Source organism: Lysinibacillus sp. FSL M8-0337 (assembly GCF_038593855.1).
Lineage (GTDB): Bacteria > Bacillota > Bacilli > Bacillales_A > Planococcaceae > Lysinibacillus > Lysinibacillus sphaericus_D.
The window spans coordinates 314,287-330,541 of record NZ_CP151996.1 but is presented as its reverse complement, the minus strand read 5'-3'; the positions used below and the strand labels follow the sequence as shown (position 1 = coordinate 330,541).

At 36.2% G+C, this 16,255-nt stretch carries 12 protein-coding genes and 1 pseudogene; 4 read left to right on the top strand and 9 right to left on the bottom strand.

Annotation, left to right across the window (positions count from 1 at the left end; genetic code table 11):
* Nucleotides 1-67: 67 nt before the first annotated feature.
* The 7 genes and pseudogenes from MKY08_RS01580 to MKY08_RS01550 all read right to left on the bottom strand — a co-directional run bounded on the left by MKY08_RS01580 (nt 68) and on the right by MKY08_RS01550 (nt 8,185).
* Nucleotides 68-2,104 (bottom strand): TRAP transporter permease, encoded by a 2,037-nt coding sequence (locus MKY08_RS01580; protein WP_069512963.1) that lies wholly within the window; start codon nt 2,102-2,104, stop codon nt 68-70.
* Nucleotides 2,101-2,595 (bottom strand): DUF1850 domain-containing protein, encoded by a 495-nt coding sequence (locus tag MKY08_RS01575; protein WP_342534504.1) that lies wholly within the window; start codon nt 2,593-2,595, stop codon nt 2,101-2,103. The genes MKY08_RS01580 and MKY08_RS01575 overlap by 4 nt, the downstream gene beginning before the upstream one ends.
* A 228-nt stretch (nt 2,596-2,823) precedes the next feature.
* Nucleotides 2,824-3,819 carry a TAXI family TRAP transporter solute-binding subunit gene (locus tag MKY08_RS01570; RefSeq protein WP_069512965.1) on the bottom strand — a complete coding sequence of 332 codons (996 nt, stop codon included), beginning with the start codon at nt 3,817-3,819 and terminating at the stop codon, nt 2,824-2,826.
* 427 nt (nt 3,820-4,246) lie between these two features.
* Nucleotides 4,247-4,813 carry a superoxide dismutase family protein gene (locus tag MKY08_RS01565; protein WP_024362721.1) on the bottom strand — a complete coding sequence of 189 codons (567 nt, stop codon included), beginning with the start codon at nt 4,811-4,813 and terminating at the stop codon, nt 4,247-4,249.
* 643 nt (nt 4,814-5,456) lie between these two features.
* Nucleotides 5,457-5,972, bottom strand: a complete 516-nt coding sequence (locus MKY08_RS01560) for a superoxide dismutase family protein (protein ID WP_256093218.1) — start codon at nt 5,970-5,972, stop codon at nt 5,457-5,459.
* Nucleotides 5,973-6,193: 221 nt separating this feature from the next.
* Nucleotides 6,194-7,134, bottom strand: a pseudogene (locus MKY08_RS01555) (transposase).
* 259 nt (nt 7,135-7,393) lie between these two features.
* Complete coding sequence (locus MKY08_RS01550) at nt 7,394-8,185, bottom strand: 3D domain-containing protein (protein WP_069512967.1); 792 nt, start codon at nt 8,183-8,185, stop codon at nt 7,394-7,396.
* Between the two features lie 547 nt (nt 8,186-8,732).
* On the opposite strand from MKY08_RS01550, the gene MKY08_RS01545 reads away from it, so the two are divergent.
* On the top strand, nt 8,733-9,860 hold the full coding sequence (locus MKY08_RS01545; protein WP_069512968.1) for a response regulator: 1,128 nt from the start codon (nt 8,733-8,735) through the stop codon (nt 9,858-9,860).
* A gap of 52 nt (nt 9,861-9,912) precedes the next feature.
* Here the strand turns inward: MKY08_RS01545 and MKY08_RS01540 are convergent, their stop codons facing one another.
* A complete protein-coding gene (locus MKY08_RS01540; protein ID WP_069512969.1) occupies nt 9,913-10,929 on the bottom strand; it encodes a GGDEF domain-containing protein in 1,017 nt (338 codons plus the stop codon).
* 303 nt (nt 10,930-11,232) lie between these two features.
* Between MKY08_RS01540 and MKY08_RS01535 the strand changes: the two genes are divergently transcribed.
* Nucleotides 11,233-14,256, top strand: coding sequence for an ATP-binding protein (locus MKY08_RS01535; protein WP_176723221.1), 3,024 nt, complete (start codon nt 11,233-11,235; stop codon nt 14,254-14,256).
* Between the two features lie 106 nt (nt 14,257-14,362).
* Here the strand turns inward: MKY08_RS01535 and MKY08_RS01530 are convergent, their stop codons facing one another.
* Nucleotides 14,363-14,803, bottom strand: a complete 441-nt coding sequence (locus MKY08_RS01530; protein ID WP_024364661.1) for a DUF2269 family protein — start codon at nt 14,801-14,803, stop codon at nt 14,363-14,365.
* Between the two features lie 172 nt (nt 14,804-14,975).
* Between MKY08_RS01530 and MKY08_RS01525 the strand changes: the two genes are divergently transcribed.
* Complete coding sequence (locus MKY08_RS01525) at nt 14,976-15,617, top strand: YfbR-like 5'-deoxynucleotidase (protein ID WP_029747446.1); 642 nt, start codon at nt 14,976-14,978, stop codon at nt 15,615-15,617.
* A gap of 95 nt (nt 15,618-15,712) precedes the next feature.
* Nucleotides 15,713-16,219, top strand: a complete 507-nt coding sequence (locus MKY08_RS01520; protein WP_069512970.1) for a zf-HC2 domain-containing protein — start codon at nt 15,713-15,715, stop codon at nt 16,217-16,219.
* The last annotated feature ends 36 nt before the right edge of the window (nt 16,220-16,255 follow it).

Here is a 16,255-nt window from a genome sequence, read left to right as displayed (position 1 = left end):
TTATCAATTTTCCATATCAAAAAAGCATCCAATTGAATAATTTACTTGGATGCTTTTTTCGATTTTATTAAGCTGTAACGCTTTTATTATTATTGTCCATACCGTTACCGCCATACTTATGTTGCGTTAAAATTTGAATCACTACAAGCACAATAAAGATTGCGAGACCTACCCAATCAGAGAATTTTTCTGGATAGATGAGCAACAGTCCAGCTACGATGGCAATCAGACGTTCAAACCACAACACTTTACGATACCAATAGCCAATTACGCCAGCACCAATGGCAACCATTCCCGTAACAGCCGTAAAGACTACCCATAATATTTGCGGTATCGTTGTATCAATCATTAATAATGCTGGTGAGAAAACAATCATATACGGAATAATAAATGCTGCAATGGCAAGTTTTGCAGAGTTTACACCAGTCTTAATTGGATCGCCACCCGATATGCCAGAAGCCGCAAATGCAGCGAGTGCTACCGGCGGTGTAATATCGGCAATAATACCAAAATAGAACACAAAGAAGTGCGCCGATAATAAGACAACAACTGGCACTAATTCTTGTGGTGTATTCGGAGATAATAACGCCACAATCGCTGGTGCTGCAATGGTTGATGTAATAACATAGTTTGCCGTTGTTGGAGCACCCATCCCTAAAATTAGTGAAGCAATCATAACGAAGACAAGTGTTAAAATAATACTTCCTCCAGCTAAAGCTACTAAGCTATTAGCTAAACTTAAGCCTAAACCTGTTTTAACCACGACCCCTACAATAATACCAGCGCAAGCTGTTGCCGCAACTACACCAAGTGCTGTACGAGCTCCTTCAACTAGCGCATCGATAATATCTTTCGGCTTTAAGCGCGTATCTTTGTTAAACATCGCGACAGCAATGGATATTAAAATCCCATATAGTGCAGCATGCATAACAGGTGTACCTGTTAGCATCAGTATAATAATAGAAATGATTGGTAGTAACAGGTAAATCTTCTTAAATACCTCTTTGCGATTTGGCATTTGATCATCACGTAACCCTTTTAAGCCGACACGCTTTGCTTCAAAATGCGTCATAATCCAAATACCTGTAAAATACAGCAACGCAGGAATAGCAGCTGCTTTTGCAATATCCCAATATGTAATTCCACGTCCAATGAACTCCACCATTAGAAATGCCGCAGCACCCATAATCGGAGGCATTAACTGCCCACCAGTAGAAGCTGCCGCTTCTACTGCACCAGCAAATTCTTTACGGTATCCTAACTTTTTCATCATTGGAATCGTGTATGAACCGGATGTAACTACATTGGCAACAGAGCTTCCTGAAATCATACCTTGTAGAGCACTTGAAAAGACAGCTACTTTTGCTGGGCCACCAATTAATTTTCCAGCGAATGCTACAGCTAGATCATTAAAATATTGCCCAACTCCCGTTTTCACGAGGAATGCCCCAAACAATAAGAACACAAAGATAAATGTAGCCGATACACTAATCGGTGTTCCTAAAATACCATCTGTCGTATAAAACATAAGATTCACGATACTTTCAAAATCCTGACCTCTATGCGCCATAAAGGCTGGGAAATAAGGACCGAAATAAGCATAAATTAAAAAACATACTGCGATAATCGTTATCGGTAAACCTACCGCCCGACGTGCAGCCTCAAGCACAAGAAAGACAGCTATTAATCCTACTATAAAATCCAACTGTGTAATTGTCCCATTGCGATTAACAAGTTCTGTATAATTCAATGCCCAATATGAACCAACTACTACCGACAATAACGATAAAATATAATCAAACCATGCAATTTTATGCTTCGGCGCCTTTCTACGAGCAGGAAATAATAAGAAAATCAGGGCTAAACCAAACCCTAAGTGTATCGTCCGTTGAATCGGTGCTGTAAATTGTCCAAAAATTGCTGTATACAATTGAAACAATGAAAATGCCAATAATCCAAAGAAGATTATATGTTTCATAATGCCTGATATCGTTCGCACATTGGATTCGATATCGTATTTTTCAAGTATCGCTTGTTGCGCTTCTGCCGATATTTGTTCAAATTCTTCTTTTACTTCGGTGTTACGTTCATGCTGTTTTGTCATTTCATCCTAACTCCTTTCCATCGTTCATAAAGCGATAATCGCTTCACCTCAAATAAATAGGATTTACCCCTTTGTAAATCTTTTTTTAAATCATATTCATGCTCCAAGTAAACAAACACAAGGTCTAAGTCTAAATCCCCAATATAAATTGTGAAATTATCAATGACTTCCTTGTCAAATTGCAAAAAATATTTACCATCGCGTTGTGTTAACGTTTGGTCTTCCTCAGCGTAGCCTGGCATCCCAATTGCTAAGTCCTCATACTCCATTCCAATCATTTGAATACGCTGTTCTTCTACGCAGCGATAATATTCCAGTACGTCAGATTTATGGATAGAGTGTGTGTACCTTATACGAAAATCCTCATCAGATGTTAGTGGAATATAATGTACGATTGGATCGTCTATCCGTGTTTCTGTAAATGCGAATACCTTTTGAAGAGGAAGAAAAATAAATATGCCAAAGCATATACAACATACGGCTATGACCACACCTATTCTCCTCTTTCGCATCACATCTGTTCCCCCACTTTAAAAACTATTCGCTATGTTGCTAGCACCTTTATGTAACAAAAAGGGACCCGAAGCTTTACGCAATCCGAGCCCCTTTAATGTTTAAGAAAATATAAACACCATTATCAATGTCCAAAAATCACCTTGTTAAACTACGAGCAAATAATAAGTTTTTCGATAGCTTGCAACATGTAAAGCGATGTTGTCCTATTTATTTTCATCAAAGTATTTTTGAGCACCTGGATGAATATCAATACTGATACCATCTAAAGCTGTTTCAGCTTTAATAAATGCACCTTTAGCATGTGAAATTTTCCCTGTATTACTATAAATCGCTTTTGTCATAGCATATACAACATCTTCTGGTAAATCCTTATTCACTGCTAACATCGCAAGAACAGAAACAGTCTCTGTATCATTCGCAATACCGTAAGTACCAGCTTTTACTGTATCTTTTGCATAGTAAGGATATTTGGCAATAAGCTCATCTGCTTTACCAGCATCTACACCGATAATATTAACCTTTGTCGTTGCATTTAATGCCTCTACAGCTCCTGTTGGTGTACCAGCAGTAATGAATGCCGCATCGATTTGGCCTGATTGAAGACCATCTGTAGACTCACCAAAATCAAGATTTTGCGCTTTAATGTCATCCATTGTTAATCCATGAATTTCAAGTAATTGTTCCGCATTGGCATAAGTCCCAGAACCCGGAGCCCCTACAGAAACTTTTTTCCCTTTTAAATCTGCATATGTTTTAATACCAGAAGCTTCAGTTGTCACTAATTGAACAGTCTCTGGGTAAAGTGCACCTAATGCCGCAATTGTATCAATTTTTTTGCCTTCAAACATAAATTTACCTTCAGTTGCGTAATAAGCGATATCTGTTTGCACAAACGCAATTTCACCTTTACCTTCTTGCAAGGCAGTCATATTTGCTGCAGAGGCTTGAGAAACTTCTGCTGTCGTTTTAATACCTGTTTCCGTTGTAATTAAATCAGCAAATGTACCACCTAATGCATAGTAAGTACCTTGCGTTCCACCTGTTAATAAACTTAAAAATTTTGGCTTTTCAGAACTAGCTGTATCACCATTCCCATTTTCCTTATCCGAACCTGTACTACTATCAGATCCACATGCCGCTAAAATCAGTAGCGCAATGGCACTTAATAGCATCAATATTCTAAATTGCTTTTTCTTCATATTAACCTTCCCCCTTTGGTTATAATTAAGAATCAATTTAAAATTATCAAATTTAGTATAATTATGTCAACCTATTTATAGTAAATTCAGATAATTATAATTATACAAAATGTCATAAATGCGAACAATGCACATTTAAAATACATCGTTCTTTACCCTTCTTTTTTTCTCTAATAAACTAATAAATACTCTATTACTATAAAAACACTAGTGTAGAAATGTATACATATTGTATAAAATTATATTCCTTGCTTGCTATTCATTTTTATTACATGGAAAATAGGATGAAACTCACAACCTAATATGCAACGTAGTGGTGGAGGATGCATAAGCCCCGCCCGTCTATGTGAGCAGCCTGTAACGCAAAAAACACCCCCACAATATACGTAGTGGTAGGGTGTTTCAACTTTATGTTAAAATTAGCCAACTAACTTCCTGACTGGATTGCTCCACATGCAATTCTTGCACCTGAATTACCAGCAGGGTCTGTTTTATAATCGTCTGCTGCTTCATGAATAACTAATGAAGTACCTTCTCCATCCATTAAGGAATTTTCAGCATTCTTTTGTAATGTTACACCTTCAGCTAAGAAATTTAAATCTACCGTCCCATCCTCACCAACTTCTAAATTTGGTAAATCGCCTAAATGATAGCCATTTGGATTTAATTTTCCATGCTCCTTATTTGTTGGATTAAAATGCGAACCTGCCGATTCAAACTTGGGTGCTTCACACTTTGCTACTGAATGAATATGAATACCATGTGTGCCTGCTGGTAAACCACTTAATGCTAAAGTTACTTTAACACCATTGTCTTCTTCCTCAAAAAAAGCATTCCCATAGCTCTCATTATTCGAACCAATTACTTTTGCAGTTGCCGTTAAAGACGAATTGGCATTAGAGTTAACGGCTACTTTTTCATCTTTCTTATCAAAAAGGTTGCATCCTCCGACAAAGACAGTCAAAGAAATAATTAAGATAGATATTTTTTTCATGTTATTACCTCCTCTATTTCTGATGGTACCCATCTCTACCAATAGTTATGCAATACATACTGGTGTTTTCTCATCACGCCATCAAAAGGTAATATCATGAAAACTGCTTGTAACAGTAATTAATGGCTGAAGTCTTTATATTGAGCGTATTAGATTGACCCCAATCAATCCAATACTTACTATGCCGTCGATGGCCAATCATAGTAAGCCGTAACCCTTTGCTTACATTTTGTACTATTTAAGCAAGGGGCAACACTTGCGTTTCCATCAATTAGTAGTTAAACCTTGTTATCGGTGCAAACTACAACAACAAAGAGGCTGGGACAAAAGAGAAAAAGTGTTAGATTGATGGCAGTCAATCTAACACTTTTTACAGCGCCGTTGTTGTCCGTTTCGGCGGTGCTTTCCACGGGCACACACGTAAGCCGCAGCCCTCGCTACCGCGCGGAATGCCCGCGTCTTACGTTCTGTGCTGTCCCGCAGGAGTCACCGCCTCCGCTACCAACAACAAGTGAACACTTCTAATTTTTTATTGCAAAAGCAAGAATCGCTAAGTGTGCTAAGTCTCCATATAGTAAAAATTTATGAACACCTTTCCTCTGTACCTTAAATTATTTTAGTTTTGTCCCAGCCTTCTTCTCTACTATGATTGAATAACACCACATGCAATTCTTCCGCCCGATTCACCAGTAGGGTCTGTCATATGGTCGTCCTCATTTTCATGAATGACAAGCGCAGTACCTTCCCCATCCATCAAAGAGTGTTCAGCATCTTTTTGTAACGTTACACCTTCTGCCAAGACACTCATAGTTGCAGTACCGTCCTCCGCTACCTCTAAATTCGGTAAATCCCCAAGATGATGACCATGCGGATTATCCTTGCCATGCTCTTTCTGCGTTGGATTGAAATGCCCTCCTGCAGTACCGAAATCCGGCCCTTCGCATTTCCCCACTTCATGTATATGCATACCATGTTTTCCAGCAGGTAAACCACTTACTGTAACCGTTACTTTAACACCATCAGCATGTTCTTCAAATATGGCTTCTCCTAAACTTTCATTATTCGAACTCATAACTTTCGCAGTCGCTGTTAAAGCAACCGAGCTATCATCTGATACCGATTGTTGTTCCACTTTCTCATCCTGTTCACCGCAACCCACCAAAAAAACACCTAAAGAAATAATCAATAAAGTTGTCAATTTCATTAAATTACCGTTGCCAAAAATCTATAAATATCTATAAATCTTGTTTAATTCCCTGTTCAACGAGTCCGATTTCAAACGCTACAAGTAACCCATCTACTTTCGTTCGATATAACTCTCCGAGGGCGTAAATTCGGATACAACGCATCCTACATATTAACGTTATCTTGTTGGTGATATTATGCTAATTTATATCTAGCAAGATTAATACTTGCATTTAAATTCCTATTAATAGCTAAGCCACAACTATAAACTTGATCTTTGAGTTTTAAGTCTTTCTTAATCTCCCCACAGTCACTACAAGTTTTGGATGATGGATAAAATCTATCTGCTATTGTCGTCTAAATTCATAGTAACTTTGTTTTGAGATAGCTTTAGATAGATGCTTATTTTTCATCATGCCTTTAACGTTTAAATCTTCTAATACAACTCTGTATGGCTTGGTTTTCACTATACATGTTGTCGTTTGGTGAAGATAATTATTCCGTATATTAGTCAATCTTCTGTGGACTTGTCGTATCCGTTTTTTAAGTTTTACGATATTCTTAGTTTTGACATACTCCTTTCCTTTGTTATTTTGTTTTTATTTTCTAGTTACTTGACTTTGTGGTCTTTTTAATCTCTTTTCAATTTTTTTAACTACAGAAGATTTATTTATATTTTTATACACGTTGCCGTCTGAACAAACGGCTAATTTTTAGTTCCAACATCTATTCCTACTAGGGTTATTGTATTTAACATGGAGCGGTAATTGCTCGTTCGTTCTAACCCACCCCGCTTTTTCAATAAGTACCATCTTTCTATCTTTTACTTTTAACATACAATTATCATTGTAGAAAGACTTCTTGCCCTTTTTCATGCTTTTATATGTTGGTTTATTTGCTAACCTTTGAAATATTTTTTGTACGCATCACAAGCATCTTTAACCGCCTGTTTTGCAACATTGTTAGATACTTCATTTAACCAAGACAATTCCTTTTTCTTTAATCGGGGCATTTTTTCCTTAAAACATCCATTTTTGAAATTATCTTCTTTTTTTTGCAAGTGTCCAATTATAAATAAATCTTGCTGTTCCTACTGAAGGCCACAACTTTTGTTCTTGTAATTCACTTGGGTACAATCTAACTTTTCTTTGCCAGTATCATTCTCTAGCAACTCTCTTTTAAACTGTTTTGCCTATCTTATTTGCAACAATGAGAATCACACTGCAACAACTATAAAATTAACTTATATTTGTATAGATTCATTTAAACTGTATCATCCCCCTTTTTATAAGTTTATCATTTATCAGAATACTCTCGCAACTCATAACTAGGTATTTATTCTCATTACAAATAAAGGGATTTCTCATAAAAACACTGAGAAATCCCTATGTTCCATTAATTTAAAATTTTTACCGTAACTGTTCGAACACCCCAATTACGAGCTTGTCCATCGGAAGGGATAAATACATCAATTTTATTCCCTTTTATCGCACCACCAGTATCAGCAGCTATCGCTTCACCATAACCTTCTACCCACACCTTCGTTCCAAGTGGAATAACGCGGGGATCAACAGCAATCACTTTTAAATTTGGATTTGAACGTATATCTGTCCCATTTGCTGTAATACCTGAACAACCTTTACAATATGCTGTATAAGCTGTTGCGCGCATTGTATATGTCTGACCATTCTGACTTGCTGGAGCACTTACAGCTGTTGTAGCTTGTTTTGTTGTGGCCGCTTTTGTTGAAGCTTGTTTGCTTGCAGGTTTTTGTGCAATACTTTTTGCTGATTTTGGCTTTGCTGCTGAAGCTTTAACAGCTAACGTTTCACCAACTAAAATTAAATCAGAAGTGAGGTTATTCCATTCTTTTAAATCTCCCACCTTAACATTATAAGATTTAGCAAGACTGAATAATGTATCACCGGCCTCAATAAGATGGTTGTCATCTGTCTTTTCTTCCTCCAGTATTTTTTCCATACTCAAGGTTTGATCAGGATTAATCCATATCGAATCAAATTCGTCTAACTGTTGCAACTCGGCTAAACTCAAATTATAAATAGGTGAGATTCCCCAAAGTATGTTGCTCGTTTGACCAGTATATACTCCCTTAGCAGAAGTAGTACTCCCGAACATCCCCATGCCAAGAGTCATTGCTACAGCTAATGCTATTGCCTTTTTCTTCATAATAAGTAATACCTCCAGTTGTTTTGTATTTTCTGCAATCTGTTGCTAGCACACTAGAGAATTAGGCTCTTAAGTATGCAAACATTATTGTAGAATGCATCTAAATATCACAGGACTTGGACCTGATATTACAAATTATTACTATTTAATCAGTAAAATATACAATTTCAATCAATTTTTTCTCCAATTAAACAATTATATGGAAAATTAAGATCAAATCTCTACAATCTATTTGCATATTTTATATAATGGAAATACAGTTTTTATAGCCGATAAAGTAGAAAAGGAGATGCCTTGAACTCGATTTTATAAAGTGAATTTTGGTTAATGAGTTAAACCTAACGGTAACCGGTTGGCGATTCACACTACTCTAGTTGCTGTAGAAAAAAGGGTTTAGCAAATATATCACTATATATACTAATTACGTTCACTCTGTTAATGTAAAATAAATCTTTATTAACCTAATAATTACAATTTATATACTATATGTAATACTTAAAATACAAATAGTTAGGTCATATACTAATTTGAAAGTTGGTGTCCTACTGTGATTCGAGTAATAATTGCAGATGATGAACCGTTAGCTCTTTTAAACATGGAAAAAAAGTTGGAAGAATTTGATTCAGTAGAGGTTGTTAAAGCTTTTTCAACAATTAAAGATTTGCTTGATGAGGCACCGACATTGGATTATCAGGTCGCTTTTTTAGATGTTGAAATGCCAGGTATGGACGGTTTGCAAGTTGCTCAAATATTAAAGGAATGGAAGAAGAATGTCTGTATTGTTTTTGTGACAGCGTATCGAGATTATGCTGTGCAGGCATTTGAAATTAATTCCTTAGACTATTTACTAAAGCCTATTTCTAAATCTCGACTAGAGATGACTATAAATAGGATACATGAACTATTCCAATTAGAGATAGCCCTCCCTACTCAAGTTCAACACAATGAGCCCTCCCTTAGTATACAGTGCTTAGGCGGATTCACTGTCTTACATAATAAGAACATCGTGCATTGGCGAACTGTTAAAACAAAAGAATTATTTGCCTTTCTTTTATCTAATCTCAACAGCCATGTACCAAGAGATACAATCATCGATGCATTATGGGCTGAAACTGAATACAAAAAGGCAAGAGTGCAACTCCATACAACTGTTTCTTATCTACGTACAACTCTCTCAGCGTTAGGGTACTTTAACGTTTTACAGTATGTAAACGGCTGTTATATTTTACAGCTAGACAATTTTCAATCTGATGTCTTGGAATTAGAGCACCTGTTAAAGCACAAAGAGGAAGTCGGAGAGCTAGATGTAGAAAGAGCCGAAGCATTTATTCAAAATTCTCATGGAGAATACATGGCTACATTAGATTACTCGTGGATTCATAGTAAATCGAATTTCATTCATAACCAAATTACGCTTTTACTAAATTACTTAGTAGAGCATTATAAGACAACCAACAATGTAGAAAAAAGAGAGCGTACTTTACTAGTGATGCTCGAGTACAACCCATATTCAGATAAAATCATCCAAGAGCTTCTTCAACTCTATATTGAAGAGGATAATCGGGCTAATGCAGTAAAAGTTTACAAAGACTTTAAGAATGTCTTATTTACTGACTTAGATATTTTACCTAATCAAGAAACTATAGAATTATACGCAACAATAGCACAAGAGTAAAAATGTAGCTGCCTCTTAAGAGACAGCTACATTTTTTGGTTGATTTAGGGAATTATTTACCGATTCGGGAGAAATCCTCCACCACGCGTATACAGTTTCTACCTGATTGTTTCGCCTCATACAATGCCTGATCCGCAATAGCTATCAACTGATTCGGGTCACAAATAGAGGAAGAATAAACGGTAACGCCTGCCGACAAGGTAACTGGACGACCACTTGGATTATCCGCTTGCGCTTGTTTAACTCGCAATTCCTCCGCTAATTTAACGGCATCTTCAATTGCCGTATAAGGTAAAATAATTAAAAACTCCTCTCCACCATATCTAAAACAACTGCCCTGTACACTTTCTTTCATTTTGTTTGCAAAAGCTTTTAAAACCTCATCCCCCACTGTATGCCCATATGTATCATTGACACTTTTAAATTCATCTAAATCTATTAAAATAATGGCATGTGGCACTTTTTCTGTAATTAAATTATTTAATACTTGATCCATGCTTCGGCGATTCGGAATACCTGTTAAGGAATCTAATTTTAACTGGTTAGTTAATTCCTTAATTTTATTTTGTGAATCAGCTCTTACCTTTAACATGACACCTTTCAAGTCGCACGCCTCTGCATACCAGTCATTCACTAATTGTAAATCGTTAATTCCACAGCCATCTTGTCCAATTTTAACAATATCTTGTAGAGGTCGAATAATCTTTAACACAAACCACAGTACCAACATGAAAACGGCTGCTACCATTAACGATAAAGGCAGAATTATTTTCTTTAAGAACACACTAACAGAGACAACACGCTCTTTTTGTAACTGATTTACTGCCTGTTCAAGCCTATCCTTTACTAATACTTCAGTTGGTGAGTTTTGTAATGACTCTTGTGTATTAATTTCAGCTATATCGTAAATTTCCTCTATAAACTCTTCCTGCAAAGCATGTTGAGGCTGTGTTAACATTTCGCTATAACTTTTATAACTAATCCAAATACTCATACTTGATGTAACAAGTACAACAATTATTATCATACTAACAATGACAAACGATAAATTTAACTTAAATTTCTCCACAATAGATCATTTCTCCCATTGAGATGATATTTTGCTAAAGCTATATATAATAAGTTCAATTCTCATATTAAAAGTTTTTATTTCATCATCATACGTCATACCTCTTAAAAAATACTTAACAACTAATCATTTTAACCTCTGTAACCTAAAACATAATTACTCAAAAAGCACTAATAATGTGTGAAAATCTTCAATTTATATACATAAAGTTTTCTTTATAGCGAAATGCATATTTTCTTTTTCTTCATTTCATGGCATGGTAAAACTATACAATCTAATATTTTACTTACAGGAGGCTTTATATTGGCGTTGAGAAAACCTATCGTCAGACATTTGCTAGTTATTTTTATAATTTTTATCGTCCTAACGATCTTCCGTCTTCTCTGGCTTGCATATTTTACACCTTCTAATAATCAGCCCATTGCACAAGCAGGTATTTTAGATATGCGCCATCAAACTTTATCGGAAGATGAGATCTATCAAATCAATGGTGAATGGATTTATTATCCCGAAGTATTGTTAAAAACAACGAACAGTAATCAGACAATCAGTTCTATCGAACAAACTGTCCGTAAAATTCCTATGCAAAAGGGTTCAGCAACAAAACAACATTTTGGTACATATCGTGTAAAAATCTTATTAAGTGCTAATACCCATTCAAATCACCGTTATGCAATACGAGTTCCTGCAATCTCTACTGCATCAGCGCTATATATAAACGGGAAACTTGCAGGACAGTCTGGAATGGTGTCTACAAATCCCAGCACTCATAAAGGACAGGCAGCTCCTTACACTGTATATTTCACTGAAGAGCAGTCTGAAATTGATGTCATTTTACATGTTTCCAATTTTGATACGCCCTCAAATTTGGTTATAGATAAACGTCTTTCTTTTAGCTCTGCTTCAGCCATGATGCACCATCAATTCATTACACAATTATCCCTTGTAGCTATCGCTATGTTGCTTATTTTATTTGCGTTATTTAGCATTCTTGTCTTCCTCTTTATTTATCGTAAAAAAATCGTATTGTTGTTCACCGTCGGTTTTCTTTTACCTTTAGCTGACGAACTCATTACTTATGATCGTTCCATACTTGATTGGTTACACTTGGATTATGTATGGTCATTAAAGCTGTCCAATCTTATTTATCTTGGCGCTTCTTTTTTCTTTGTGCAGTTTATTCGCGTCTTGTTAGTGCAATATCAACAAGCAAAATATTTCCGATGGTTTACAACATTGTATGCTATAGGCGCCCTGCTTATTATCCTATTGCCTATTCAATTGCTACACACAGCTAACTTGGTCTTCTTTATGCTTTATGTCGTGTCATTTTTATATGTCATTGTACTAGCATTAAAAGAGTACATAGGAATTCAAGAAAGTTCGGCTTTTATTGCTTTTACAGCTATTGGCACAACAAACGGTATTATTTGGGGCCTTATTAAAACGTATTTTGTTTTAGATATCCCGTTTTACCCATTAGACTATTTAATGATTGCACTGGGCTTTGCAGGTTATTGGTTTAAACGCTTTTACGAAAACCAACAACAGATTAATCTGCTAGTTGCCAAATTACAAAAAGATGGGGAAATGAAGGATGAGTTTTTATTAAGCAATGCACAAAAGCTTTGGGACCCTATGAATAAAATGATTACTTTAGGACAAACAATTTATGATAATCCAAACAATTGCTTTGTGACGGAAGACAAGCAGAATTTAAAATATTTAATTGATATAGGACGCAGCATGTCCTTTACGCTCAATGACATCGTGGATTATACGCGATTAAAAGATGAAAATTTACATCTTCATAAAAAGAATGTCCGTATTCAAGGCGTGGTTTCGGGTGTATTTGATATGCTACGTTTTATTGCTGTAGGAAAACAAATTCAAATGACATCTTCTATTGCAAGAGACTTCCCTCTTGTGCTAGCCGATGAAAAACGGCTTATTCAAATTCTTTTCAATCTGCTACACAGTTCTATTAAAAATACCAACACTAGTTCAATCGAAATTAGCGCAACAATAGAAAGAAATATGGCCGTAATTCATATCAAACTGACAGAGTCTGGAACGAACCATTCTGATATTAGTCTTCACGAACATCTTTTTTCTTCTGACAAAGGGCTTGCAGATAATGAAGAAATTCATCTTAGTTTATTGGTTTCTAAGCAACTAATTGATTTACATGGAGGATCATTACTAAATAAAGGAGCTGATTTTCTTTTCACTATCCCCATTGCGGATGACATGGTAGAGATGGGACAAGTAAATGATGAACGACCAGAGGATATTCATTTACAGGAGAACAACACGCAGTTAAAAGCTTCTCCTACTGAAAAGCAGTTTAAAATTTTAATGGTCGATGATGACCCTGTAAATTTAACAATGATGCGAAGTTTATTTTCTGCTACAGAATATAACATTACAACCATTACAAGTAGCGAAAAGGCACTGGATTTATTGCGTTTGCAAAGATGGGATTTAGTCATTATTGATGCCATGCTCCCATATATTTCTGGATATGCTCTAATTGAAAACATTCGACAGCATTATACCTTACTAGAGCTACCAATTTTATTGTTAACTGCTCGAAATAATCCTGAAGATGTGTATACTGGGTTTGCGCATGGGGCCAATGATTATGTAACGAAACCCATTAATTCTTTGGAACTAAAAGTACGTTGTCGAGCTTTAATTGATTTAAAATATAGTATCAATCAGCAGCTACATTTGGAAACCGCTTGGCTTCAGGCACAAATACAGCCTCATTTTTTATATAATACGCTTAATACAATTGCCTCACTGAGCACAATTGATCCAGATCGAATGATTGACTTAATGCATCAATTCGGGAAATATCTCCACGCAAGCTTCGATGTAAAGAACCTGCAACGAGTTGTACCTCTGCGTCATGAACTTGAACTCGTCCGTTCATACCTTTATATCGAACAGCAACGTTTTGGCGAACTATTACAAATTGATTGGGATATTGATGAACAGATTGATGTAGAGATTCCTCCAATTTCATTGCAAACGCTTGTAGAAAATGCATTACGACATGGTGTATTAAAACAAAAAGGTGGCGGCACTGTCTGTATTCGAATTAAAGAGCTTGCTGATTATGTGACCGTCAGTGTAATTGACAACGGTATTGGTATCGATGCCACGACATTAGCACAATTGCTATCCGATACGAATACAACAAGTAGAGGTATTGGACTACGCAATACGGACCTCCGCCTCAATAGAATTTATGGTCAAAGGTTACAAATCAAAAGCACACCAAATGAAGGCACAATCATCACCTTCCACATCCCCAAATAATAATAGTGCCAGTCACTCACACAATTTTGGCAACCGCTCTAGCACAAGACGCAAAAACCCTCGCATCAGCGAGGGTCGCGGCAGTGCCAGTCACTCACACAATTTATTACCAAAGCACAGGTTTTGCTACCATCAGCCATAGCATAATCAGCAATAATACAATATACATCCATGCTTTACGCTGTAACAATGAAGCAAATTTTTGCTGATGATAGGCGGGCGTATCAAACGTGCGAATAGTTGGCTTAAAGGCTCTAGCTAAAAAGACAATCGAACCACCCATCACAAGAAATGTTAGGATTACCCACGAGGTTGTCCATGGATATCCTCCACGCCACATTAATAAAATACCCGAGGCAACTAGCACATGCCCCGCGTGTTTAACGATCGTAATTGCACCTTGAAATACTTGGATATATGGTGGCATTTCAACATGCGCAGCTGTACGCATTTTCTTAACAATTACTAAAACAACAAATAATGGCCCAATCGAAAGGACTGCACTTAAAATATGTATATATAGAAGAAGTGTATAAATCGATAGCATATTGCATACTCTCCCTTTAACAAGTCTTACTCATTATAGCATTCCCCTTTGCGTTCTCTCATAATAATTGTGAATCCTTTGTAAATGCAACGTGAATCATTGTTAAATTGTTTGAAATCTGAACAAAGAGGGTATGGATTATAGTAACATGCACTTATAGAAACAAAAAGGAGTGATTCTTATAGGAATTCATCAATTTTTTACAAGTCTTAATGATTTAGAACGTATTATTCGTTGCCCGGGCCGCTTCAAATTTGAAGAACATAATGTAGCTGCACACTCTTGGAAAGTCTCACAGTATGCCATGTTCTTTGCAACACTGGAAGAAATGAATGGCGCTACAGTGAATTGGAAATCGTTATATGAAAAAACCATCAATCATGATTTCGCTGAAGTATTTATCGGAGATATTAAAACCCCCGTAAAGCATGCTAGCCCAGAGCTAAAGCAAATGCTTGCACATGTGGAAGAAAAAATGATGGAAAAATTCATTATGAACGAAATCCCTAAAGAGTTTCAAGACATCTTTTTCGAACGCATGAAAGAAGGAAAAGACGAAACACTAGAAGGTCGTTTACTTGAATTCGCAGACAAATTAGATCAATTTTACGAAGCCTTTGCAGAATTAAAGCGCGGCAATACCGACATGGAATTTGTCCACATGTATCAAACGGCACTATCGAAGCTTTTATTGATTCCTCTTCCAGCAACAGTTCGTTATTTCAGAACTGAAATATTAAAAGATGCTGTAAAAGAAAAAACACATATTGATATACAAGCGCTCACAAATGAAGTATTAGACACAAACAAATAACGTGCATGTACAAGTTTTCCGATGAATTGATCGACGGAAGGCTTTTTTTATTTCCTAAAAAAAGTCGTATAATAGGAGTGATAGGAGGGAAAATATTGTCACATGAATGTTCAATTGTAGAAGATTTACTACCTTTATATAAAGCACATGGCCTCCAAGCCGATACGACCGAATTTATTGAACAGCATTTAGCTACATGTAAATCATGTCAGCAGTTAGCCGCTACACAACTATCCACTAATCAAAACTTATCAATGAAAAGCACATTAACCTTTTTTCATCTTGTTTTTATCGTGCTGTCTTTTATGTTTGCCCTTAATTCATCTTTACTTGGCAATCATAAAAGCTTCGTCATACTATACGGTCTATTCGGTTGCCTAACTTATTTATTTTATAAAAACATTTGGATTGTCTTTGCCATAAGCTCTATACCTGTGTTCGTCTGGGCCATTATTAATAATTTTAGCAATCCACTCTATATGAAGGACTTCTCTTTTATCGATATTGGTTCACTTATAGTGGGTGCAAGCTATATAGCTCTTTTACATACCATATTTGCCCTACTCGGTGCCGCTTTTGCCATTGTTTTACGTAGGCTTTGAAATGATAAAAGCATCTCTCCATACGAAAGATGCTCA